Consider the following 24,869-nt stretch of genomic DNA (forward strand, 5'->3'; position numbering starts at 1 on the left):
CCAGATTGGGATTTTTATTTTTTCTTCTTTCTCTTAAAAGCATTTTTAAAAGTTCCGAGGAAACTAGGGGATTTAACCACTTTATCGTTTCCTAAATAATGACGAATCCATTTTAAAACAGTTCCTGAGTTTTTCGATGAGAATCGAACCTTAGAGCCATTTTGTAAAACGATTGAAAATTGTCGACCAACTTTTACCTCACCTTTGAGGGATTTTGAAACATCACCCTCAACACGAGCCACTGCCGTCCAAGGAAAAGTCATATTTTTTTCAACATTTCGGTCATTATAAAACTCAAAAGCAACATCACCAATCAGAATTTTTCCATATTCAGCAAAACCTAAATAAGCAATTCCTTCTGTTGAATAATCAGCCTTAGTATTTAGTGATTGAGCCACAGATTCTCTCCATTTCCTAGATTAATAATCTAAAAACCATTATACCATAAAAACACTTTACTTGCCTTAAATACTTCAATTTATTAGAGAAAAATAAAATAAAAAAACCAATCCAAAGATTGATTTTTTTATACCAAATCGATTACATGATTTGAGCCCAACGACCGAGGATACCCACGACGAAGAGACCAAAGATAATAACGATTGGAGAAACTTTTTTCTTAAGCAACCACATGCAAAGGAATGTGATAAGTAAACCAGCAAGACCAGGAATCAATTGATTCAAGTTATCTTGAAGATAAGTTACTTTTGTAGGATCAAGAGAAAGTTTGTTACCAACTTGACCAAGAATATCATGAAGTTGTGTACCAGATACAGAACCTTTAGGGAATTCTACATAAGCACCTTTTTGTAAAGGAATTTTTGAAACAACAGCGTTAGGACCATTAAAGTTAATTGTTACCCAACGTTGAATCAATACACCAAGGACGAACATACCAAGGATAGATGCACCTTTAGTAATAGTTTGGAGAAGTCCTCCACCAAGGTCTTTAGTGATTGCAGAACCTGATTTATAACCAAATTCTTGAGTGTACCACAAGAAAGCGATACGGATAGCGTTCCACACGATGAAGAAGAAGAGTGGAGCGATAATTGATCCACCAGTAGCCAATGAAGCTGCAATCGCACCAACGATAGGACGTACTGTAAACCAGAAGACAGGGTCACCGATACCGGCAAGAGGACCCATCATACCAACTTTAACCCCTTGAATAGCGGCATCATCGATATCAGCACCGTTAGCACGTTCTTCTTCAAGGGCAAGAGTTACACCGATGATAGGAGCGGCAACGTATGGGTGAGTATTAAAGAATTCCAAGTGACGTTTCAAAGCTTCTTTAGCTTCTTCGCCAGAAGGGTAGAGTTTTTTCAATGCTGGAATGAGCGAGTAAGCCCAACCACCATTTTGCATACGTTCGTAGTTCCAAGAACCTTGGAGGAACATTGAACGCCACATAACGCTACGACGGATTTTCTTATCAAGAGTTACTTTATTTTCAGACATTTTTTAGATCCTCCTTTCTTAGTAGTCGTTCAAGATGTCGCCAATTGGGTCACCTGATGAAGATGCAGTACCATTTCCAGAACCACCAGAAGCTTGGAGGTTAAGGTAAACGATAGCGATAACAACACCGAGGACACCAGTTGCAATCAATGTTAATTCAGAGATTGGTGCGAGAGCGAAACCAAGGAAGAAGAATGGCCATACTTCACGAGTAGCCATAAGGTTGATAACCATAGCATAACCAACGGCAACAACCATCCCACCACCGACAGCAAGACCGCCAGAGATAACTGGAGGAATAGCAGCAAGAGCTTTTTGGATAGCATCTGGTGAGATAACCAAAAGAAGTCCAGCAGGGATAGCAATACGCAAACCTTGACAGATAAGCGCGATGAAGTGCCACATTTCAACACCTGAGTATGAACCATTTTCAGCAGCACGGTCAGCTTGGTGAACGAGCACAACTGAAAGCATACGTACAAGAGTAGTCAATACAAGACCAGCAGTTGCAAGCAAGATAGCAGCAGGAACGATAGTACCCATGATGTGAGTCAAGTCAAAGTTATTTGATTGAACCATCAAGATAGATGATGCGATAGAGGCAAGGGCAGCATCGGGTGCGACAGCGGCACCAACGTTAGCCCAACCAAGAGCGATCAATTGAAGTGAACCACCTAGGATAATCCCTGCAGAAGCATGACCGGTAACAATACCGATGAGCGAGCAGGCGATAATTGGTTGGTGGAATTGCCATTGGTCAAGGATACCTTCAAGACCAGCAAGGAAGGCAACAACAATGACCAAGATTACAGATAAAACACCGTATTCCATGTTTTTTATATCTCCTTAATTATTTGGCTGCCTAATATTCAATTTTAGTAATCAGAATATCAGACGAGCATATTCTGATTATTGTACGTCAGCTTTGTTAATCAAACCAAAGAGGTCAGATTTAGAGTCAGCTGGAACTTTACGTACGTCGAATTTAACTCCGAGGTCACGCAATTTTTCAAAAGTAGCAACGTCATCTTTGTCCATAGAAAGAACTTTGTTGAGCATTGTTTTACCAGTTGAGTGAGCCATAGAACCAACGTTCAATGTTTCAATTGGTACGCCACCTTCGATTGTTGCAAGAGCGTCTTGTGGAGTTTCGAAAAGAAGAAGGGCTTTAGTGTCACCAAAACGTGGGTCTTTAGCAACTTCAATCATTTTCTTAATTGGTATAACGTTAGCTTTTACACCAGTTGGAGCCGCTTGTTCAATGAGCTTCTTACGAAGTTCATCTTTAGAAACGGTGTCAGAAACAACGATGATGCGGTTTGCTCTTGAGTCTGGAGTCCAAGCAGTTGCAACTTGTCCGTGAAGCAAACGTGAGTCAATACGAGCGAGGTTAATTTTAATTTTACCATCACCGATGACTGTTCCTTCAGGAATCGCACCTTGAACAGCAGCCGGAGCAGCTGCAACAGCAGTTTCTTCAGCAGGTTGAAGTTCTTCAGGTAGTACTTTAATACCGCCTTTGGCTTCTTTCATAATATTTGCTACGACTTTATCCACCCCGGCAGACGCATCCATCATGCGTTCTGTGTAGGCTTGGATAAGCATAGGCAGGTTGAGGCCTGTGATGATAGCAATCTTGCGCTCTGGATTTTCACCCATCACTGCACTTGCTTGATTAAATGGAGAACCGCTCCATAAGTCAGCAAGGACAAGTACTTCATCTTCAGCATCAAATGTTGCGATGGCAGCTTCGATTTTAGCATGCAAATCAGTTGGTCCTTCGCTAGGCATAAAAGTAACAACTTGTACTTTTTCTTGCTCTCCGAAAATCATAGAACCAGATTGTTTGATGCCTGCGGCGAATTCACCATGGCTCGCAATAACAATTCCGATACTCAATGTGAGTAACCTCCTATATAAGATTATAATAAAAATTATTACTTAGTTATTATACTACTTCAAATCAATATTTGCAAATGTTTTCATAAAAATATTACACTTGTTTTTTAAGGAATGGAAACCCTTTATAAATAATTTGTATAGATAGCTTTATAAAGCGTTTTTTGGGTCGTAAATAAAAAAAGATTATCAAAGTAAGATAAATCTTTTTGAAAAGTAACAGGAATCGAAAAACTTATGGTAGAATAGTAGTTGATAAAATAATACACTAATCTCTCTCGATTTTAAGTGCTCCTGTAGGACAGGATTTTATAGCTAAAAGAAGTGAATTATCATCGGAAAATTCTTTTTGAACTTCCTCCGTATCATAAAATTTGACGATTCCATTATCGTGATAATCAAAAACTTCTGGCGCATGGAGATTACATAAACCACATGCGATACATTTGTCGGGAATTATTTTTATCTTCATATAGGAAATGATAATAAAAAAATAGTAAAATTGAAAGGAAAAGGTCGTGTCAACAAAAGAACCCTGGAATAATGAAATTTATCGTGCGATGAAAGAAGAATCGACTGAAATGAAGAGACATGATAGAGGTAGAGATGAAAGTAAACGTCCGTTAACGACGCGTTTTTTGACTTTTCTCGTTATCCTCATGTTTATTCTTGTTGGGCTAGCTATTGGCTTTATTTTATGGAATAACCAAGTACGAAATACAGCTAGTATCGCAAAAAGTTTTCATCAATCTTCATCGGTAGCTAAAACCGAAGAATCAACCAGTCAAGCCACGGCCTCTTCCTCAACAGAAGCGACTCCACCTGCTAGTAGCAGCAGCACAGTTGCCTCATCATCTAGCAGTAGCGTTGAGTCTGGAACAACTTATACAATTGCTACCGGAGATTATCCAAGTACGATTGCAGCTAAGACAGGAATTCCTTGGGCAACGATTGCTAGTTTGAATGGAATTACAGCTGATGGATATAATGCTGATGGATCAGCTATTCATGCTGGACAAGTTTTAAAATTAAAATAGAAAATCACTGACAGACCTTTTTACATAATTCTGTCAGTAAAAATTGAACTAAAATAGGAAATAAGGTAAATAAAGAGATTCTATGAAAAAGATTCAAATTGCAATTGACGGTCCAGCGTCAAGTGGAAAATCAACAGTTGCTAAAATTATTGCACGAAATCTTGACTTAATTTATTTGGACACGGGCGCTATGTATCGAGTAGCTACTTTTGTTGCCTTGCAAAAGGAAACAGATGATGCAAAAGAAATCATTGAATTTATTGAAAAAAATCCAATTTCTTTTATGAATGGTCAAAAAGGTCAAGAAGTTTTAATGGGATCAGAGAATGTTACAGAAGTGATTAGAACAAATGAAGTTACAAATACTGTTTCTAAAATCTCAGCTATGACCGAAATTCGTGAATTCATGGTTGCAGAACAACAAAGAATTGCTAAAAATGGTGGAATTATCATGGATGGACGTGATATTGGAACAGTTGTTTTACCAAAGGCAGATTTGAAAATTTTCCTTGTTGCTTCAGTTGATGAACGAGCTGAAAGACGTTATAAAGAAAATCTGTCTAAAGGAATTCCAACCGATCTTGAGCGTTTGAAAATTGAAATTTCGGAAAGAGACCGCAAAGATAGTACACGAGCAATTTCTCCTTTGAAACAAGCAGAAGATGCGATATTACTTGATAGTACTGGAAAAACAATCAATGAAATTGTTCAATTTATTGAAGACAAAGCTAAAGAACTCATGTAAATGAGTTCTTTTTAATTATTAGATAGTCTAAAGATTGGTAAGATTTTGCAGGAATTATCAAACTTTGATATAATAATATGACAATGAATGAAAAAAAGTATAAACGCTTAGAATATTTGAGACATAACATCAATTATCTCACAATCCGAGAGCGTCAAGAGTACTATGACTTACTCAATGAACTAAAAAAAGCTGGAAATCAATCTGAACCCGAAGAATTCGAGGAGTTTGAAGAATACGTTGAGCCAGAATATGAATATTCCGATTATGAACCAGAAAGCTTTCAAAAAAATACTTCCTCTTCTAACGGTAGAAATACTAGTCGAAGAAATACGCGAGAAAGTTTTTCAAATCAAGAAAACAACAGAAATAAACCATCAAAAAAAGAAAGTAAATCTTCTAAAAAAGCTAAATCTGGCAAGAAGAAAAAATGTCACTGGTTGAGAACAATATTAACAATTATTGTTTTGATCATTGCAGTCATGATTGGTTTCTTTGTTTATGGATATCAAAGGGGCGTTAAACATGAGGGAAGCGTCGCTAAACAAGAAAAGTTCACAAGTTTAAAAAATTCGGACGGTTCTGTAAATATTCTTTTGTTAGGAGCAGACCAAAGACCATGGCAATCATCAGGTGTTGCTCATACCGATACTATTATGGTTTTACATGTCAATGGTAAGAATCATCAAACACAAATCGTGAGCTTTATGCGTGATACCCTTGTCAATATTCCTGATGTCGGCTCAAGTGATACTCCAGACTCAAAAATAAATTCTGCCTTTACAATTGGAGAACAATACAATAAACAGGGTGTGAATTTGATGAGTGAGACACTGAAAAATAACTTTGGCATTAATTGTCAATATTACGCAGTCGTCGATTTTTCAAGTTTTGCAACGATTATTGATTCTTTGTTCCCAACTGGCCTGAAAATTGATGCAAAATTTTCGACTGTGAATGGTGAGAATCTTTCTGCCGTACCTGTTCCCGATGATTTAGCTGCAACAGAAGGAAAAGTTTCAAGTGACAAAGACTTGACAGCTGAAGAAGCAGCCGCTTTAGGTTATCCTGATGGTGGTGGAACATTTATGATGATTAAACCAGGAACTCAAAAAATGGATGGACGAATGCTCTTGAATTATGCCCGATTCCGTCATGATGACGAGGGAGATTATGGGCGAGTAAAACGTCAACAACAAGTTTTAGAAACAGTAATGTCTAAAATGAAAAATCCACTCTCATTGTTTACTGCTTCAAGTGCATTGGGAACAACAAGAGCAGTTACAATGACGAATATTCCAAATTCATTTTTCTTAACTAAAGGAATTACAGCTCTTCTGGATATGAAAAATGGTATAAAATCAACAACGATTCCAGCTAACAATGACTGGGTGAATGCCTATGATATGTATGGAGGTCTAGGACTTTCAATTGATATGACAAAATACAAAGCGAAAGCCCAAGAACTTCTTGGTCAATAAATTAAAAATTACTAACAGTTTTGTTAGTAATTTTTAATTTTAAATATTCATATGAAAAAAATGATGACAATTTTTTTCTTTAGTTATTGATTAATGGCTTATAAATAAATTATAAATTTGTATTTTTATGATATGATATGAGTATGATAATAAGATAAGTAGGTCTAATCCAATGATGTTTAATTATATTTATACTACTTTTTTGACAATTTTATACACAGTCGTGATGTCACTTTCTCTAAGCTTGTATCTAAAAGAGCGAGAAAAAAATTATTTATTGGTAAGTCTTTATTTTTTGCTTCTTATTTTAAACGGTTTAATAGTGACCATGTCCGAAACCTTTCAAATATTTGCAAATGACTATAATCGGCAATTTATGGTTAATCCAATCATTGAAACCATTTATTATTTGGCAACTTTTGGTATTGCCTTAAAATTAGTGACCGAATTATTTGAAGAAAAAATAACAACTTATCAATATGGTATTTATATTGTTTTTGCTTTATGGCTTATTGTTGTGCCTTTTATGGCAAATTCAGCGCTAAAGGTCTGGCTCTATTATTTTCCAAGCCAATTACTAACGGTCTATCTTGGAATTTATTTATTAATTCATAATCGAAAAATGATTCCTAAAAGCAGTTTAGGAAAATATGTAAAATTAATTGGAAGCCTAGCAATATTTTTTGGATTAGCTATAGTGGTAGAAGATACTTTTATTATTTATTTTAGAGATATTTATCATACAAATATGCTTAAAATCCATAATAGAAATGTTTCAGAAGATATTTTTCATATCTCACTTTGCCTTATTGCCATTAAATATTTTCTAACCAATTATCAAAAAGGCAACGAAGAAGTAGCTGTCATTGATATTAGAAATGAAAAAAATGAGACTAATGATTCTGTAAGTAATTTTGAAGAAGATGAATATTACTTTAAAAGATTTATGGATAAATATGGAATCACTCAACGGGAAGGAGAAATTCTTGAACTTCTCCTTCAACGTAAACACAATCAAGAAATAGCCAATCAATTATATCTTTCTCTAGGAACAGTCAAAACCCACACTCACAATATTTTTATAAAACTCCAAGTTGAAAAACGTTCAGAAGTTTGCGAAGTCTGGGAAGCGTTTGAAAAATCAGAGCTTACTCAATAATCCTAAAACTCCATTTTTTAATGGAGTTTATTTTTATTTTAATTAAGAAAGCGGTTAAAATAGTTCTAAACCTTACTAAAGCTTTTTACTTAACCCTTTGATATCAAAGGGTTTTCGGCTTTTATAAAAGATTAAATCCTAGAGTTGATTGTTTTATATTTTTGCTCTTTATATACTGAAAGCGTTCCCAAGAGGGAAGTCAAATAACTATTTTATTCAGGAGGAATAAAGAAATGGTAACAACAAACAAACGTGATTTCATCACAACAGAAGAGTACACTAAAGAAGAAATTCTTGATATTGTAACATTGGGCTTAAAAATCAAAGCAGCGATTAAAAATGGCTACTATCCACCACTTCTTAAAAACAAATCACTAGGAATGATTTTCCAACAAACATCAACTCGTACTCGTGTTTCCTTTGAAACAGCTATGACTCAATTAGGAGGACATGCAGAATATTTAGCACCTGGTCAAATTCAACTCGGTGGTCATGAAACAATAGAAGATACAAGCACAGTTCTTTCTAGATTGCTTGATATCATCATGGCGCGTGTTGATCGTCATGAATCAGTTAATAACCTTGCAAAACATACAACCATTCCAGTTCTTAATGGGATGTCAGACTATAATCATCCAACACAAGAAGTCGGTGATTTGACTACAATGATTGAACATTTACCAGCTGGTAAAAAATTAGAAGATTGTAAAGTTGTCTTTGTCGGTGATGCGACTCAAGTTTGTTTCTCATTAGGTTTAATCGCAACTAAAATGGGAATGCACTTTGTTCATTTTGGCCCTAAAGGCTACCAACTTAATGAAGAACATCAAGCAAAATTAGCTGCAAATTGTGAGGTTTCTGGTGGTACTTATGAAGTAACAGACGATGAAGAATCAATTGTCGGTGCAGATTTCCTTTATACAGATGTTTGGTACGGTTTGTATGATGCAGAACTATCAGAAGAAGAACGTCTAGCGATTTTCTTCCCTAAATATCAAGTGACACCTGAGATGATGGCAAAAGCAGGAGCACATACAAAATTTATGCATTGTCTTCCAGCTTCAAGAGGTGAAGAAGTTGTTGATGCGGTTATTGATGGTCCAAACTCAATTTGTTTTGACGAAGCCGAAAATCGCTTGACTTCAATTCGTGCTCTCCTTGTTTGGTTGATGTCCGATTATGCTGAAAAAAATCCTTATGATTTGAAAGCACAAGCCAAAGCCAAAGCTAAGGCTGAGTTAGAGGCTTACTTAGCCAAATAAGAAAGTGTATCATTTATGGAAAATGGAAAGAAAAAATTTAGTCTGTTTAGTGCTATTCTTTCTGTCATTTGTGTTGTTTTTGTTGCCGAAGCAGCAGCACCGGTTGCTGCTATTGGTAACTCGCAGTTCTTTTGGTGGATTGTTCTCATCGTTGCTTTTCTCTTACCTTATGGTCTAATTACATCTGAACTTGGAACAACTTATACTGGTGAGGGTGGGCTGTATGATTGGATTACAAAAGCCTTTGGTCATCGTTGGGGAGCACGTGCTTCATGGTTTTATTGGGTAAACTTCCCATTATGGATGGCTTCACTTGCTGTACTTTGTCCTGATTTATTGCATACAATGTTTGGCTTTCAATTAAATACAGGTATTTCACTATTAATTGAATTAATTTTCATCTGGGTTATTGTTTTGATTAGTTTATATCCAGTAAGTGATAGCGTTTGGATTTTAAATGGCGGCGCAGTAATTAAGGTATTCTTAGCATTAGCATTAGGAGGCTTAGGAGTTTATTCAGCTTTGACTAAGGGAGTAGCAAATCATTATACTTTAGCATCATTACTTCCCAGTTTTGATTTGCATAGTCTATCATTTATCTCAGTAATCATTTTTAACTTACTGGGGTTTGAAGTCATTTGTACTTTTGCTGACAGTATGGAAAATCCTAAGAAACAAATCCCACAATCAATCATCATTGGTGGGATCGTAATTGCAGCGATTTATATGTTTTCGGCCTTTGGGATCGGTGTTGCTATTCCAACCGATAAATTATCGACAAGTTCGGGATTGGTAGATAGTTTCCAAGTGATGCTGGGTACACCGACAGGTTGGTTCATTAGTTTAATCGCTTTCTTGTTTATGCTGACTTTAGTGGGTAATATGGTTTCTTGGTCACAAGGGGTTAATAATATTGCTAGTTATGCTGCTGATAATGGTGATATGCCTAAATTCTTCTCAAAAAGACGTGCTTCTAATGGAATTTCTTGGGGGGCAGCTTTGATGAATGGGATTGTAGCGACATTTATTGTTGTGATTGCCCCATTATTACCCAACCAAGATTTGTTCTGGTCATTCTTCTCACTAAATTTAGTACTATTTTTATTGAGTTATATTCCGGTCTTCCCTGCTTTTTATAAATTGCGCAAGATTGACCCTGAGACTCCACGTCCATTTAAAGTGAGTGGTAGTGACGGAATCTTGAAAGTATATATGGCCTTACCAATGATTATTATTATCATATCATTAATTTTTACAGCCATACCCTTGCAATATGATAAGGCATCATTAACAGAACAATTACCGATTACAATTGGCGCAATTATTTTTATTGTGATTGGTGAATTAATTATTAAATTTAAAAAAATAAAAAAATAGGAGAGAAAAAATGGCAAAACGTATTATTGGTACAACACCAAAAGAAGATGGTTTTCGGATGCCTGGTGAATTTGAAGCTCAAGATCAAATTTTTATGATTTGGCCCGAACGTCCAGATAACTGGCGTGATGGAGCAAAACCTGTTCAGATTGCCTTTACTAATGTTGCTAAAGCAATTAGTAGATTTACACCAGTAACAATGTTAGTTTCACAAGCCCAATATCAAAATGCTCGTTATCAATTACCCGCTGATGTGCGTGTGCTTGAAGTTTCTAACAACGACTCGTGGGTTCGTGACTGTGGGCCAAGTTTTGTAATTAATGATAAGGGCGAACTTCGAGCAAATGACTGGACTTTTAACGCTTGGGGTGGACTTGTTGATGGTCTATATTTTCCTTGGGATCAAGATGATCTAGTGGCACAAAAAGTTTGTGAATTAGAACGTGTTGACTCTTATCGGACAGATGATTTTGTTCTTGAAGGAGGTTCGTTCCATGTTGACGGTCAAGGAACAGTTTTGACTACTGAAATGTGCCTTTTATCTGAAGGACGCAATCCTCACATGAGCAAAGAGGACATTGAAAATAAACTTAAAGAACATTTGAATGCTGAAAAAATTCTTTGGCTTGGGGATGGAATTGACCCAGAAGAAACAAACGGTCACGTGGATGATGTTGCTTGCTTCGTAGCACCAGGGGAAGTTGCATGCATTTATACTGAGGATGAGAAGTCACCTTTTTATGAAGCAGCACAAGATGCCTATAAACGCTTGAGCCAAATGACAGATGCTAAAGGACGTCAACTCAAAGTTCATAAATTGACTTGTCCAGCTAAAAATGTAACGATTAAAAAACAATTTAGAATTGATACAGTTGAAGGAACAATGCCACGTGAAGATGGAGATATTTGTATTGCTTCATATATGAATTTCTTGATTACAAACAAAGGAGTTATCGTACCACAATACGGTGATGAAAATGATGCTCTAGCATTAAAACAAGTTCAAGAGATGTTTCCAGACCGCGAAATAGTTGGCGTGAACACTGTTGAAGTAGTTTATGGTGGAGGAAATATCCATTGTATTACTCAACAACAACCTAAAGCCAAATAAGGAGTAGAGAGGATTTAACAGAAAATGGCAAAACGTATTGTAGTTGCTCTAGGGGGGAATGCTATTTTAACTAGCGACCCTACAGCGCAAGCACAATCTATGGCACTTAATAAGACTGCTGCACAATTAATGCCTTTAATAAAAGACAATGATGTTGAAATGGTCGTCACTCATGGAAATGGCCCCCAAGTTAGTAATTTACTTTTGCAACAACTTGAAAGTAATTCAGTTAAAAATCCGGCAATTCCACTTGATACAGCTGTTGCTATGACTCAAGGGCAAATCGGTTATTGGATGGCACAAGCTTTTACAGAAGCTCTTGCTAATAATGGAATGTCTGATGTTCCATTTGTTTCTGTAGTGACAAGAACAGTAGTTGATGCTAATGATGAGGCTTTTAAAAATCCGACAAAACCTATTGGACCTTTTTATAGCCAAGAAGAGGCTAAAAATATTCAGACTCAATATCCTGATTGGAAATTGATTGAGGATTCTGGACGAGGTTACCGAAGAGTAGTTCCTTCACCTTTACCTCTCAAAATTGTTGAAGCTAACGCAATTAAACCATTGTTAGAATCATCAGCTTTGGTTACAGTATCTGGTGGCGGAGGAATTCCTGTTATTGAAAAAAATAAGGGATATCAAGGAGTTGAAGCGGTAATTGATAAAGATTTTTCGGCAGCAAAATTAGCAGAACTTGTTGATGCTGATGAACTAGTTATTTTTACCTCTGTCGGTGATGTCTTTTTAAATTTTGGTAAACCCAACCAAAAAGCGTTAGGAGTTGTACCAGTTAGCGAAATGCGTCAATATCTAGAGGAAGGTTATTTTGCGGCAGGTTCTATGAAACCAAAAGTGGCAGCAGCTGTCGCTTTTGTCGAAAATACTGGTAAGCAAGCCACGATTACTTCACTTGAAAATGTGGAAAACTTTGTTAAAAGTGGGGCAGGAACACGGATTGTACCCGATTTAGTTTAAAAAAAGTATTTTTCAAAATAATTTATTTAAAATTTGAAATAAAAAGAATTTAAGTAGGTTACCCATTTTAATTTGACAAAAAGTATAGCTAGTGCTATACTTTTTTGTAGTAAATAAAAACTAATCATATTAGGTGAGGTTACTCTGAAGAACATAGGTTATCGCTCAAAACTGTCGAGAGACAATAATGGGTAAAGCAGGACTAGTCGAATCAAGGCTTTTCCAAGATAACTAGAAATATCATTTCTTACGTCTCAGAAAGCCAAAACTCAAATGTCGTGATTAAATAGACTAATAATCTATTGATTTTGAGAGCCTCCCTTTATATGAAAAGGAGGCTTTTTATGTCAAGAAGAAAATATCTTGATACAAAACAACCAAAAGTAAAATCTATTATGGGTGATTTTATTTTAATTGGTATTATTTGTTTGTTTGCATTTATTCTTATTGTGACACAAATAACTATTAACCAACCCCTTTCATCGTTACCGTCTCAAAGTTCAGTGGATGATGTCAAGAAAATGCACGATTTTTTATCTATTGGAAACCTTGCGTATTTTTCAATGCGAACAATGTTTCGCATGATTGTAGGAATGATGTGGTCAATTTTATTCTCTGTTATTTGTGGTGTATTGGCAATTAAGTTTAAAACTGCAAGAAGAATTATTTTGCCGATGGTCAATTTCTTAGAATCAGTTCCTTTATTAGGTTTCATGACATTCACTACTGCATTTTTACTTGGATTATATCCAGGTAATGTAATGGGAGCTGAAGCGCTTGCCATTTTTGCAGTATTTACTGGACAAGCATGGAACATCATGTTGTCACTTTACCAAATAATGGAAGTAGTTCCCAAAGATTTGAAAGAAGTAACATCACAATTTCGATATAGTGCTTGGGAAAAATTTTGGCGTCTTGAATTTGTATATTCAATTCCAGGCCTACTATGGAATCTTGTCATATCTCAGTCAGCAGCATGGTTTGCCATTGTTGCAAGTGAACAGGTTACCGTCGCAATCCCTAAGTCTGAAACTTTAATTTTGCCAGGAATTGGCTCTTATATTCAAGTTGCATTAGATCGTGCAGACTTTAAAGCTTGTGGTTTCGCTGTTATTGCTTTAATTATTAATGTCGTCATACTAAATTTCTTAGTTTTTCAACCTTTGGTTAAAGCTACTTATTATTATCGTTATGATGAAGGAACAACTCAAGGTAATCCTCCAAAATCAATTGTATACAATTTAGTAAAAGCATCTAATTTTGGAAAAATATTAATGAAATGGATTCAAAAAATAAAAGATTTCTGGATTTTTAAGTTAGCTAGAGTTTGGTATATTCTTAGGATAAATCTTATTTTTAAATATCTAGGAAAAGTTAAGAAATATATTTCAATCATTTGGTATATCCTTTTAGGGTATGCGGTTGTTATCTCTGCTATTAAACTTTATAGATTCTTACCTCATGAAGATTTTTCAATAATCCCTCACTTAATGCTTTTAACTACATTGAGGGTAGTATTAGCAATGCTTATAGCAGCAGCGATTTTTACACCTCTTGGGGTTTGGGTTGCAAGTAACAAAAGACGTTTAAGCTTTATCCAACCAATTGGACAAGTTGTTGGATCGATTCCTTCAAACGTATATACTCCATTCATAGTAATTTTTATTAGTTTAGGGTATAAGCAACTTGAGTGGTGGATTTTGCCGCTAATCATGGTTGGTTGTCAATGGTATTACTTTTTCAATGTTATTGCTGGGTATTTAGCAATACCAGATGATATAAAAGAAGTCACAAAAATTTTTCCATTATCCAAGTTTAAGTGGTGGACTCGCTATCTCATTCCATCAATGTTTCCGTACTTGATAACAGCTATCATAAATGCTGCGGGAGCAGCATGGAATGCAGATATAGCAGCGGAAAGCCTACAGTGGGGTAAAGAAACAATAAATGTTACTGGCTTAGGGCAATATATTGCTGTGAATGATGGAATTAAAGATAAATCAGCACTTGGTACTTTGGCGATGTGTGCTGTAGTAGGATTGTGTATTATATTCGTTTGGCAACCACTTTACAAATATGCTAGAGAAAAATTCCATTATTAAAAAGGGAGGAAATAAGAATGGAAAAGAAAAATTTAATAAAAGTAACTTCACTCTGCAAAGATTATGGAGTAGAAAGATCAAAGAAATATATACAAGTTCTGAAAGACATAAACTTTACCGTAAAGGAAGGAGAATTTGTAAGTCTTATTGGACAATCAGGAGCAGGGAAATCGACATTATTGAGAAGTTTAGCTGGTCTTGTTCATCCAAGTCATGGAGAAATCATCTTTGAAGGAAAAAAGATTAAAGAACCGGATCCAAACATTAGTATGGTTTTTCAGAATTTTGCTCTATTCCCATGGTTAAATGTTTATAAAAATGTTTCATTTGGCATAGATAATAATTTGAAAATATCTAAAAATGAAATTAATGATAGAGTAAAAAAACTAATAAAAATGATTGGGCTAGAGGGCAATGAAAAATCATATCCAAGAGAAATTTCTGGCGGAATGAAACAAAGAGTAGGATTTGCTAGAGCTTTAGCCGCAGAACCTACATTATTATTACTTGATGAACCTTTTTCTGCTTTAGATGTTGTAACATCCAAACAGCTGTCAGATCAACTAATAAGTATGTGGTTAAGTCAACAAATTGTCACAAAATCAATTGTAATGATTACGCACGATATAGAACAAGCAGTGCAGATGTCTGATAGGATTATATTGTTAGATTCAAATCCAGGGAGGATTGCGAAAGTTTACAACATTGATATCCCAAGAAATCAAAGAACTATAAGTAGTATCTCAAGTATTGTTGAAGAAATTACTAATGAGATGGTAGTCATGACAGAACTTAAGGTTAATAAAAATTTTTAGTAGGTAAAAGAAAGGAAGAAAAATTAATATGATTCCACATAGGAGAAAAAGAAATAATAAAATAAAAAAAATGGTCGGATTTCTCATATCTCTAGTAATAATAATAGCAGTTGGAGTATTCGGGTATATCGCTATGGCCAATCATCGCTTAAATAATATATTAGACAAGGGTTATCATAAAGTTGATAATAACTATAAATCTGAGAAACATAAAGATACAGAGTCATTTTTGATCATGGGTTTAGATAATACTCAAGAGAGAAATTTGGGAACGACGCGAACGGATGCGATGATGATTATTACAATTAACAAAAAAACAAAAACGACAACTTTTTGTAGTATCCCTCGCGATAGTTTTGTTCAAATTGATTCAAAATCATACAAAGGTATGCAACGGATAGAAGCTGCCTATACTTATGGAGGACCTTCGGCTTCAGTTAACACGGTAGAAAAAACTTTTAATATTCCTATTGATCATTATTGTGTTTTTAATTTCAATTCATTTATTAAGCTTATTGATGCTATAGGTGGAATTGATATTGATGTTGAAAAGTCATTTATGGGTACTGATGAAAGTGGTATTGAGTCTATAAAGTTTAATTCAGGTGAGCAACACTTAGATGGTGCCAAGGCTCTTTCATATGCTAGAGAACGACATGTAGATACAGATATTATGAGAGGTTTCAGGCAACAAAAGGTAATTTCAGCAGTTGAGGAGAAGTTAAAATCAATGACTTCTTTCACTAATTTATATTCTATTATTGATTCTTTAGATGATAATATTCAGACTGATATCACACCAAAAGATATTAAAGAGCTTATTTCTAACGCTTTAACTTTTAGTAATTACTCTAAACAACAATTAACTTTTGATTGGAGAACTTTCAGTAACCAAGGAAGAAGTATGGTAGAACTCTATAAAGATAGTATCAAATTTGTCAGTCATAAATTAAGAGTCTCTCTCGAATTAGATCGTAAAAATGAGACTGATAACAATGGATATTCCTTCCATACAAATGGTGACTATCTTTATCAAAGTGACTATACTGTCCAGAATCCAGAAGCTGAAGCACAAGAAGATACTTCAACGAATGGAAATACATATATTGGGACAAGCGGTAATACAACTACTGGCCCTCTGCCTAATATTAAGACTTCAAATGGTTTTATTAAGTAATTAAGATAAATAGCCCCTATCATAGGAGCTATTTATCTTAATTACTTAATAAAATATTTACAATTAGAAGGGCAATCACAGAATGAATTAGTGATGGGATAGGATTACAAGGATAAAAATAATCCAATCATAGGTAATATGAATAAGTAAACCTGTATACAAGGAGTCGCTCCTTAAAGAGGCAAGGGTAAAGGGAATTCTCGCGGCTGCAATAATAAAAATAACTTGGGCAAAATTCCAGTCGTAAGTAGGTAAATGTAGAAATCCGAATATTAAAGTGGATATGATAACCGCAACAATTAAAGCTTTGCGTTTTCCACCTAATAAGTTTGCGATAATTATAAGTAAAATTATTGTAATTAACTCTTCCCCTAAAAGCATAGGAATTGTCTTAAGAAGTCCAAAAAGAGTCATTCCATCTGCTACTGGATTAGAATTTGGAGAACTTCTTAATAGTATTTTAGTAATTAGAATGCCAACTCCAGCAAAAATATAAGCACCTATAAGTCCAGCAAAATAAGTACTCACTATTTTTTGAGGTTTAGAAAAAGTGTAAGAAATTCCCTTTTTCCCAAAAAGAATGTAAAGGCTGATAAATCCAGCAATAGCTAAGGAAAAAGGAGCAATAACTGGCAGCCCAAAAGATAATGCTAAAAACCCAGCTAATAGTAAAATCAGTGATAGAGGAACTGCTGATTTGCTCATAGGTGCGGTAAAAAGTTTTTTCAAAAGAGAAACCTCCAAAATTTAGATAGATTGACAAGCCTAATAAAGCTATTTAAATAAGTATAACATGAATAAAAATTTTTTAAGGAATATAAACAATGGATAAAAATAGGTAGCTTAAAAGTGTATTTGAAAAAATCTGACAACAAAAAAAGCACCTACTCTATATCCTAAAGTAGATGCTTTTACGGTGAGGGATGTTCATCCATTGACTTATTCTCCTATACTATTTTTTCTAAATTGTGTGTTGCTTCTTCAATTGTATTACCAATACCAAAAATTTGAGGTTTGTTAGCCAAAAAAGCTTGAAACACATTTTTTGAAGTATCAAGTTGAATACTATACTCAAAAAATTTATTTTTGTTAGTGTATGTCATCATAATACATTCTCCTTTCTTTTTTTAACGAAAGGGACTATAACAATCACAACGAAATTCCAAGTTCAGTTTAACACAAAAACAAAGTATTTGCAATATACGAGAAAATTAATAGGTAATAAAGTATTTGCCCTTAGATTGAAATTTAAAATCAGGTTTATGATATTTTGATAAAATATCTGTTAATCCAATCCTTTTAGAGATAAACAGGGCAATATTTTTCCGAAAAAGAACTAAAAAAAATAAAAAAGAAGGAATAATCCTTCTACTATATTAAATATTTTCTAAGTGCCCTTTTTTATCTTTAGCTATTAAGTAGTAGGCGCACGCTGCAATGGCCCAGGCCCAAACAATATGTCCAAAGAACTCAGAAAAGTGTTCGTCGAAAGGTTGGTTCCAAGGAGCAGGAACTGTTCCCATAGCTGGCATTAAGATAATATGCCAGATAATCCATATTACAATACCATAAGCAGCACCTTGCCATAAAGTGATAGCTTTCCAGTATTGCGCTATAAAAATAAATAATGCAGCAAAGAAAATTGAAAAACTAAAGTGAAGAATCAAAGAGAACCAAAATACTTTTTGATCTTGAGAATATAAAATGTATGAGTGGGTGAGAGAAGATGGCACACCAAACTGTTCCATCATATGTTGTGGAGGGTTGGTTAAATTACGAGCAATAGTTCGTGGCGGAAGAATTGCTTCCCAACCAATTTTAACCATTCCAGAAATCATACCTGAAATAAATCCGAACCAAATGCTTTTGAGAATAATTTCTTTTAGAGAAGCAATTGGTTTTCTTAATGAGAACATATTAATACTCCTTTCTTATGTCCTCTATTCTAACAAAAAGTTAAATGTAATTCAAAAATACCAGAGGATTCAGTGTTTTTGATGCTATCTTCCAAAATTGTAAACAAAGGAAGTAAAAAAATTGCTACTAGATATTTAAAAATCCCCACAGAAATTTCTGTGAGGAAATAATTATATATCGTACTTTCCTGTATGCAAAGTCCTGATTGATTCGCCTCCGGGTAAAGGAGGTAAGCCAAGAGAATCTTCACGGCTAAAGGCTTCAAGTAATCCAGGAGTTAAGTGAGAATACTCAACTGTTTCCGGACTAATCTTATGAAGAATTGTGTCCCCTTTTCCTTCAGTAACTTTTTTAGCAAAGTTAGGGTCAATCAAAGTTCCACGAGCAACAGCAATTAAATCAGCATAGTTTTCAATCGCATCAGTAGCTGTATCCTCCCCAAAAATACCACCGACAATAAGAAGTTTTGTTTTATCATCAAAGATTTCTCTAAAAAGTTCAGCATAAGATTTTTCGCTATTTTCAGGTTTAGAATTGTATCCTGCCCATAATGAAAGATGGATATAATCAAGTTCATATTTAATTACTTCAGAGATAAGTGAGAGAGCTTCTTTATAATCATAGCCAACATTTTTTCCATGAAGTTCTTCAGGAGAAATACGGTAACCAATGATAAAGTCTTTAGGAGCATATTCATCAACGATTGCTTTTACTTCTTTAACAACAGCTAGCGGAAAGGCCATTCGATTTTCCAGTGAACCACCCCATTTATCTGTGCGAAGATTAGAAAGTTTTGAGAAAAATTGTTGAATTAAATAATGATTGGCTCCATGAATTTCAACACCGTCAAAACCAGCATCAATTGCACGTTTTGTGGCTTTACCAAAATCAAGAATGATAACATCAATCTCTGTTAGTGTGAGTTCACGAACAGGGTAATCTAAGAAAGAAAAATCGATAGCAGAAGGAGCCACCACATCTAATCCATTAACATGACGTCCTACAGCGGCTCGCCCAGCATGATGAATTTGAAGAATAGCTTTATTTCCATCTTTTTTTAGAGCCTGTGCAGTTTTGCGTAGTCCTTCAAGATGAGCGTCAGAATAAGCTCCTAGTTGTTCAGGATATCCTGGCACATATGCTGGTCCACCATTTTCACTTACATAATGGAATTCTGTAATTAACATACCTGCCGCTTGTGAACGGGCAGAGTAATATTGAATAGTATCATCAGAAGCGAAACCACCTTTTAAACCAGAATGAGTTTGCATTGGAGACATTACAATACGGTTGTTTAAAGTTGCCCCATGACGTAAGGTAACATGATCAGTTAGTTGATTTGACATATTTTTATCCTGTTATTATTATATTTGGAAAGTAGATTATTAAAACTATAATTCGAGAAATGTCGATATGAAGAAATAAAAAGAAAGTTAATTATAACTCTTCTAATATGAAATTTTTAAAATCGGAAATCATCTCCTCATTTCGACGATAATAGGTCCATTTACCAATGCGAGTAGCAATTAATAAATTGTCTTTTTCTAACATAGATAAATAATGAGAAGTAGTAGACTGAGTTAAGTTCAGTAATTTTTGGATTTCACCTACACAAACACCCGTTTCAACTTCATCTACTTTAGTTTCGTTGTAGAAATGTTTTTTTGGTTCTTTGAGTAAAGTAAGAATCTTCAATCGATATTCATTTGATAGGGTTTTAAAAGTTTCCACATTTTCCATAAGTCTATTATATCGAAAAAATACGATGTGTCAATATAAAAGATTTTGGGAGTAAGTTAAATACCTATCGTTTGTTGGGTTTTTTTCTTAATTTCAAATAAACTAAAGAACCATCTGTAGAAATCTTATCTCCCCCACCATTTCTACTTCGATAAGGATTTGTGAAATGAGTATATAGCTTCCTTTCTTCAACTAGTCCATGCTCGATGAGTTCATTTGCGATAAGATTTCTTTCTTCATCTATATTCTCATCAATACGATGAGTAATTTGTCCTGTAAATAAAGAAAATCTAATACCAATATCTAAAGAAGCGGCACAGACCCAATCAGACTTTACTCCCCCAGGGAGGTAATAATCCTGTGGAGTTTCCCATAATCTGATATGATGCCTTTGTTTAGGACTGCCAGCAATTTCTTTTTCAAAGGCGAGGTCTTGTTTTTTAGAAAATAAAAAGAGAGAGCTAACGGGTGCAGTGGGATAGCTTTGATGTAATAAGCTTGATTTTATAATTTTGAGAGAGGACCTTAAAGTAATTTTATCTGATTTTGTCCACCCCATTCCTAAAAAAGCAGCTTCTATATCTTCTTTTGAACCGTCAATTAATAAATTTACCGAATCACCTAACACACCATCAGAAGTTCTAGACCTTCCAATAAAGTATTCCGGTAGATAAATTTTTGTGATGATTTTTGTGATATTGGGGATAATCAGATAGGACAAAATTAGCCATGTGACAATATATAAAAAAATATGAATTTTACGAGTTAATAACTCTCTGAAAAATAAATCATAAATGGTATATCCAAAGACAACTGCTACTAAAACACGAAAAGTACGAGCGGTGAAATTTATAATTTTAGTTTTTTGATCCATTGATATCATCTTTCTTATTTAGAGGTTAATGAATATTTTTTGATAAAGTATTATAGATTTTTTGACACAAAATCTATTTATATATCTATTCTAATTTAAAAATGACTAAAATACTAGAGAGAGTATTGACTAAAGATTTAGAAATAAATAAAATAGATTCGGAAGAAATTGACTATATTATCAGAAAATTATAAAATAAGCTATCTGAAAGGTTAAAGGAGTGAACAAATGGTCAAAAAAGCGAGTGAAGCAGAAATCTTAGAAGAACTTTATGATTTAATTCTTTGTAAAACATTGAATAGCAAAGAACGTGAAGTTTTAGTGAAGAGTAAGAATAATTTAGAAAAGGGAAATTATACTCCGAAGGTAATCAACGATCTCCAACACTCTCTAGCGCCTCTTGCTAGAAAACAGGAATTATCTAGTGAAGTTGTGAGGTTTTATCTTCAGTTGTCGCAACAATTTATTGAAAGAGGTCAACGTGGAAGTTGGCTTTCGCTTTAATGATAATAAATCTTTCCTTTAGAATGAGCAAACAATTCAATACACTTTATAATAAATTTTTTATAAAATAAGAGTAGTTTTTTTTTATATATTATAAGGAGATTTTAAAATGGTAAAAAATATATCGTTGGATTGGTTTTTGGGAATTTTATTGCCTTGCTTATGGATTGGTATTGTTTCTGGACTAATTTCTGGAATGGTAAAAATTGGTTGGGAAGCCATTCTTCCTCCTCGTACAAAAGAGCGAGATGAAACAAACCCTCCTCAAAAACTTATGCAACAAATTGGCTTTCCCCAAAAAATTACTCATGCTTACTTTTTGTATTCTAAAGACCAAAAAGTGTATTGGTTTGCCTTGATTCTTCATTTCAGTTTTTCAATTGTTTTTTCATTTATTTTTGTTGTCTTATCACAAATATGGAGTGGTATAAGCTTAGGCGAGGGGGCTCTTTACGGTATTATTATCTGGTTTTTATGGCATATTCTGTTAATGCCTATTACTAGAACGGTACCACAACCTTGGAAGCAACCTTTTTCAGAACACTTTTCAGAATTTTTTGGGCACATCGTCTGGGCTTGGTCAATAGCTGCTGTGAGTTTTTATATGATTGCTACTCACTATTCAGATGTTCTTTCACTTTTCTAAAATAAAAAGAGCCATTCTTAAGGGGGCTTTTTTTATTTCAGATTTGATGAGAATTTATTCACTTTAAAGAGATTTTCTTCAATAACAAATTCCCACTTTTGTACGTCTTTTTGATATGTTTGTCTATCAGGCAGGGGATCTTTTAGCATTTCATTATATCTGGACATTGACCTTGAGGTGACAAGGTACATAAGGCTATCATTTTCATCAAAAGATAGAGAATATTTCGCTTTAAGGGAAATTTCCACAGTAATTTTATTCTTGAATTGGTGTAGGTTGTTTATTCCTTCAATCTGAATATCAAAAATGGATTCTTTTTTTCCATACATATCATTGTGAACAATATGTTTGTCCTGTTTTTTTAGTAAATTTTTACTGTAAAATTGACTGTTTTGATATAGTTTTGACTGATTCCATGAGCTAAGAACAGCTAAAATAAGAGCTTCAATCTCATCAGCCTTAATTACGTCTTCTGAGATATTTTTAGCGGTAATATATTTTTTTTTAGTTAATTTTTCAATTAACAATAAGGCAAGTGGTGATAAAACTAGAATAGGGATTAGAAGTAGTTTCAGGGAAAATAGATTCATATTAATTTGTGGTTTCTACGGGGGTTAAATAAGCTTTAAATTCGTGATCTGTGGAGCTGTCTCTTGTTGTGATAGTGCACTCATCAAAATGAGTGATATTTGATGAAACTGTAGCTCTATAGGCAGAAACAGTAATCTCTTGACTTAATGTTGAGTCGGGAATGCTATATGCTAAGGTCACTTCTTCCAAGTCCATAAATAAATCTCTGAAACTTAATTTTTTTATTTTTTCTTTTGTTTCGTTTAAATTTTCTGAGGCACTCCATCCAAGATCTAAAAGAGTGTCAAAATCGTAATATGAAATTTTTATTGCAGCATCAGAGATATTTTTGTCTTTAAAGTTGACTGACATCGTTTTATCCCGAGCACCTCCAGTAAAGGAAATGTCAAAGAAGAGAAATTTAGGTGCGGAGATGGTTAGAGTGGCATCAGGATCTGGAGAATCATGATTTAAATTAACTTGGGCATTTCCTTTGGCATTCGACCAGTTTCCTGCAATTGCCTCTTCAAAATCCTTCAAAAAAGATTGATTTTGAGCCTTCCATGCTTCATTAACTGAAGTCATGTTATTTTTAATTGGAGTTATTGCTTTTTTATACTGAACGGAATTTTTCCGATAGTAGATCATCTTTTGCTTTTTATTGCTTAGTGTCAAAATGTTTCCCGAAATATCAAAAGATGTTTGATATTTGTAGGAGTTGAGATAACTTAATTCATGTTTCTTTTCATTAAATTGATAATTTTTTTCTTTAGTGAAATTAACGATAGAAGTACTCTTATTGGGAAAATCTAATAATTTGAGATTACTTGTTACTTGTATGGGTTCTTGTAATAGTTCCCACTGACCCTTTATTAGTGTACTTTCTGACTTTGTTAGTTTGCTACATGCTGAAAGAGAGAAAAAAGTTGTTATTAGTATAGCTACTACGATAATTTTATTTTTCAATTTTTACTCCGTTTTAGAAACATTTCCAGAAATTTGAACCCCTTCATCACCACATTGTGTGATGAGTAAGGCAGTATCAAATGATAACTTTCCGTTCTTATATGAAAGTTCGGAAGGGGAAAAGCTTTGAGAAATCGTGCCAGTATCAGTTGTTACATCATAGGAAAAAGCAATATATTTGATACGGTTAAACATTTGTTCGGCGGTGAGGTCTTTAATGATATTTAAAAGTTTCTTAGGATCTACTGGAATATGATCTGAAGGTTCTAATCCTAAAATTCCATTAGGTTGATAAGAAGCATAAGCGTTGTGAATTACTTTTTGGTCAAAATTTGTCAAAGAATCAGAAGAGGCGTGAAATGAAAGATTAGTTCCACCATCAAAAGTTAATGTTTGCATTCCGGGCGCCCAAGCCACACCTTGCCCAGTAGTTGCTACTGCCTTAAAGTGGCCTGACCATGTTCCAATCATTGCTTCCTTGAGTGATTTTTCAATGATGTCTGTTTTTGCTTTCCAAACTTCATTCAAATGAGTCACTGATTTTTTCTCTTTGGCTTCTTTGTCGTTAATTTCTTTGGTCTTTTCTTTTTCAAGCTTACTTCCTACTCGATAATAAACATTTCCACCAATATCTGAACTCGTCGTATCAAATTTTAAAATATCCTGACCATGTTCTAACTTATAATCATAACTGTATGAACCAATAATAATTTGTCGACCTAGCTTATAGTCGTATTCATTAGTAGCAAGTGTGACTTTTTTCTTATCAAACTTGATTTTTTCACTGGTAGATGCGGTTAAATCTAGCAGTTTATGTGCATCTGCAGTACTCGTTGTTTTCGGAAGATTGATTTTACTTTCAGAATACGAAATCCACTCCCCTTGAATAGCTTGGTGAGGATTAGTATTAGTTTTAACGCTATCTTTACTTGAAGTTTTACAGCTGCTTAAAATTCCAATAGAAAAAATAGCAAAGATGATAATAAAAAATTTTTTCATAAATTTATATACTCCAATTTTGGTGACATTACGGCTTAATTATAGC

At 34.3% G+C, this 24,869-nt stretch carries 27 protein-coding genes and 1 riboswitch; of the genes, 13 read left to right on the forward strand and 14 right to left on the reverse strand.

The window, feature by feature from the left end; translation table 11 throughout:
• Positions 1-14 precede the first annotated feature (14 nt).
• The 5 genes from PYW37_RS03620 to PYW37_RS03640 all read right to left on the reverse strand — a co-directional run bounded on the left by PYW37_RS03620 (position 15) and on the right by PYW37_RS03640 (position 3,835).
• Positions 15-398: a DUF956 family protein gene (locus PYW37_RS03620; protein WP_003130895.1), complete on the reverse strand. Its 384-nt coding sequence runs from the start codon at positions 396-398 to the stop codon at positions 15-17.
• A 142-nt stretch (positions 399-540) separates the two neighbouring features.
• Positions 541-1,464 (reverse strand): PTS system mannose/fructose/sorbose family transporter subunit IID, encoded by a 924-nt coding sequence (locus PYW37_RS03625; RefSeq protein WP_023189725.1) that lies wholly within the window; start codon positions 1,462-1,464, stop codon positions 541-543.
• An 18-nt stretch (positions 1,465-1,482) separates the two neighbouring features.
• The gene (locus PYW37_RS03630) at positions 1,483-2,295 is read right to left on the reverse strand and encodes a PTS mannose/fructose/sorbose transporter subunit IIC (protein ID WP_003130897.1); all 813 of its coding nucleotides are present in this window, start codon (positions 2,293-2,295) and stop codon (positions 1,483-1,485) included.
• A 78-nt stretch (positions 2,296-2,373) separates the two neighbouring features.
• Entirely contained in the window at positions 2,374-3,363 is a 990-nt protein-coding gene (locus PYW37_RS03635; RefSeq protein ID WP_003130898.1) for a PTS sugar transporter subunit IIB, read from the reverse strand.
• A 268-nt stretch (positions 3,364-3,631) separates the two neighbouring features.
• On the reverse strand, positions 3,632-3,835 hold the full coding sequence (locus tag PYW37_RS03640; RefSeq protein WP_010906103.1) for a ferredoxin: 204 nt from the start codon (positions 3,833-3,835) through the stop codon (positions 3,632-3,634).
• A 46-nt stretch (positions 3,836-3,881) separates the two neighbouring features.
• On the opposite strand from PYW37_RS03640, the gene PYW37_RS03645 reads away from it, so the two are divergent.
• The 11 genes from PYW37_RS03645 to PYW37_RS03695 all read left to right on the forward strand — a co-directional run bounded on the left by PYW37_RS03645 (position 3,882) and on the right by PYW37_RS03695 (position 16,607).
• The gene (locus tag PYW37_RS03645) at positions 3,882-4,400 is read left to right on the forward strand and encodes an SAG1386/EF1546 family surface-associated protein (protein WP_025016963.1); all 519 of its coding nucleotides are present in this window, start codon (positions 3,882-3,884) and stop codon (positions 4,398-4,400) included.
• A gap of 82 nt (positions 4,401-4,482) precedes the next feature.
• The gene (gene cmk / locus PYW37_RS03650) at positions 4,483-5,145 is read left to right on the forward strand and encodes a (d)CMP kinase (RefSeq protein ID WP_003130902.1); all 663 of its coding nucleotides are present in this window, start codon (positions 4,483-4,485) and stop codon (positions 5,143-5,145) included.
• 77 nt (positions 5,146-5,222) lie between these two features.
• A complete protein-coding gene (locus tag PYW37_RS03655) occupies positions 5,223-6,626 on the forward strand; it encodes an LCP family protein (protein WP_025016962.1) in 1,404 nt (467 codons plus the stop codon).
• A 328-nt stretch (positions 6,627-6,954) separates the two neighbouring features.
• On the forward strand, positions 6,955-7,785 hold the full coding sequence (locus PYW37_RS03660; protein WP_223848552.1) for a LuxR C-terminal-related transcriptional regulator: 831 nt from the start codon (positions 6,955-6,957) through the stop codon (positions 7,783-7,785).
• A gap of 233 nt (positions 7,786-8,018) precedes the next feature.
• A complete protein-coding gene (gene ptcA, locus PYW37_RS03665) occupies positions 8,019-9,047 on the forward strand; it encodes a putrescine carbamoyltransferase (protein ID WP_023189721.1) in 1,029 nt (342 codons plus the stop codon).
• 15 nt (positions 9,048-9,062) lie between these two features.
• On the forward strand, positions 9,063-10,424 hold the full coding sequence (locus tag PYW37_RS03670) for an APC family permease (protein ID WP_017864872.1): 1,362 nt from the start codon (positions 9,063-9,065) through the stop codon (positions 10,422-10,424).
• A gap of 10 nt (positions 10,425-10,434) precedes the next feature.
• Positions 10,435-11,535, forward strand: coding sequence for an agmatine deiminase (aguA, locus tag PYW37_RS03675; RefSeq protein WP_023189720.1), 1,101 nt, complete (start codon positions 10,435-10,437; stop codon positions 11,533-11,535).
• Between the two features lie 24 nt (positions 11,536-11,559).
• Complete coding sequence (gene arcC / locus PYW37_RS03680; RefSeq protein WP_025016961.1) at positions 11,560-12,513, forward strand: carbamate kinase; 954 nt, start codon at positions 11,560-11,562, stop codon at positions 12,511-12,513.
• Between the two features lie 118 nt (positions 12,514-12,631).
• A riboswitch (M-box (ykoK) riboswitch) is annotated at positions 12,632-12,801 on the forward strand.
• Between the two features lie 56 nt (positions 12,802-12,857).
• Positions 12,858-14,615 (forward strand): ABC transporter permease subunit, encoded by a 1,758-nt coding sequence (locus tag PYW37_RS03685; RefSeq protein WP_025016960.1) that lies wholly within the window; start codon positions 12,858-12,860, stop codon positions 14,613-14,615.
• 17 nt (positions 14,616-14,632) lie between these two features.
• Entirely contained in the window at positions 14,633-15,430 is a 798-nt protein-coding gene (locus tag PYW37_RS03690) for an ABC transporter ATP-binding protein (protein WP_017864868.1), read from the forward strand.
• A 28-nt stretch (positions 15,431-15,458) separates the two neighbouring features.
• Positions 15,459-16,607 (forward strand): LCP family protein, encoded by a 1,149-nt coding sequence (locus PYW37_RS03695; protein ID WP_081039435.1) that lies wholly within the window; start codon positions 15,459-15,461, stop codon positions 16,605-16,607.
• Between the two features lie 87 nt (positions 16,608-16,694).
• Here the strand turns inward: PYW37_RS03695 and PYW37_RS03700 are convergent, their stop codons facing one another.
• The 6 genes from PYW37_RS03700 to PYW37_RS03725 all read right to left on the reverse strand — a co-directional run bounded on the left by PYW37_RS03700 (position 16,695) and on the right by PYW37_RS03725 (position 21,147).
• On the reverse strand, positions 16,695-17,336 hold the full coding sequence (locus PYW37_RS03700) for a CPBP family intramembrane glutamic endopeptidase (protein WP_025016958.1): 642 nt from the start codon (positions 17,334-17,336) through the stop codon (positions 16,695-16,697).
• A gap of 218 nt (positions 17,337-17,554) precedes the next feature.
• Positions 17,555-17,713: a hypothetical protein gene (locus PYW37_RS03705; RefSeq protein ID WP_012898283.1), complete on the reverse strand. Its 159-nt coding sequence runs from the start codon at positions 17,711-17,713 to the stop codon at positions 17,555-17,557.
• Between the two features lie 270 nt (positions 17,714-17,983).
• Entirely contained in the window at positions 17,984-18,523 is a 540-nt protein-coding gene (locus tag PYW37_RS03710; RefSeq protein WP_017864865.1) for a YagU family protein, read from the reverse strand.
• 171 nt (positions 18,524-18,694) lie between these two features.
• Positions 18,695-19,870, reverse strand: a complete 1,176-nt coding sequence (locus PYW37_RS03715) for an NADH-dependent flavin oxidoreductase (RefSeq protein ID WP_025016957.1) — start codon at positions 19,868-19,870, stop codon at positions 18,695-18,697.
• A gap of 91 nt (positions 19,871-19,961) precedes the next feature.
• Entirely contained in the window at positions 19,962-20,264 is a 303-nt protein-coding gene (locus tag PYW37_RS03720; RefSeq protein WP_003130388.1) for an ArsR/SmtB family transcription factor, read from the reverse strand.
• A gap of 64 nt (positions 20,265-20,328) precedes the next feature.
• Positions 20,329-21,147: an LssY C-terminal domain-containing protein gene (locus PYW37_RS03725; RefSeq protein ID WP_025016956.1), complete on the reverse strand. Its 819-nt coding sequence runs from the start codon at positions 21,145-21,147 to the stop codon at positions 20,329-20,331.
• Between the two features lie 219 nt (positions 21,148-21,366).
• Between PYW37_RS03725 and PYW37_RS03730 the strand changes: the two genes are divergently transcribed.
• Both PYW37_RS03730 and PYW37_RS03735 read left to right on the forward strand, forming a co-directional pair.
• A complete protein-coding gene (locus PYW37_RS03730; protein WP_023189713.1) occupies positions 21,367-21,642 on the forward strand; it encodes a bacteriocin immunity family protein in 276 nt (91 codons plus the stop codon).
• A gap of 109 nt (positions 21,643-21,751) precedes the next feature.
• Positions 21,752-22,288, forward strand: a complete 537-nt coding sequence (locus PYW37_RS03735) for a YagU family protein (RefSeq protein WP_012898278.1) — start codon at positions 21,752-21,754, stop codon at positions 22,286-22,288.
• Between the two features lie 32 nt (positions 22,289-22,320).
• Here PYW37_RS03735 and PYW37_RS03740 read toward each other — a convergent pair whose 3' ends face one another.
• Genes PYW37_RS03740 through PYW37_RS03750 form a run of 3 tightly spaced genes read right to left on the reverse strand, consistent with a single transcriptional unit; the run spans position 22,321 to position 24,823 of the window.
• Positions 22,321-22,878, reverse strand: a complete 558-nt coding sequence (locus PYW37_RS03740) for a hypothetical protein (protein ID WP_025016955.1) — start codon at positions 22,876-22,878, stop codon at positions 22,321-22,323.
• Between the two features lies 1 nt (position 22,879).
• Entirely contained in the window at positions 22,880-23,824 is a 945-nt protein-coding gene (locus tag PYW37_RS03745; protein ID WP_025016954.1) for a hypothetical protein, read from the reverse strand.
• A gap of 3 nt (positions 23,825-23,827) precedes the next feature.
• Positions 23,828-24,823, reverse strand: a complete 996-nt coding sequence (locus tag PYW37_RS03750) for a hypothetical protein (RefSeq protein ID WP_023189710.1) — start codon at positions 24,821-24,823, stop codon at positions 23,828-23,830.
• Positions 24,824-24,869 lie beyond the last annotated feature (46 nt).

Origin of the sequence: Lactococcus lactis, from assembly GCF_029023865.1 — a bacterium.
Taxonomy (GTDB): Bacteria; Bacillota; Bacilli; order Lactobacillales; family Streptococcaceae; genus Lactococcus; species Lactococcus lactis.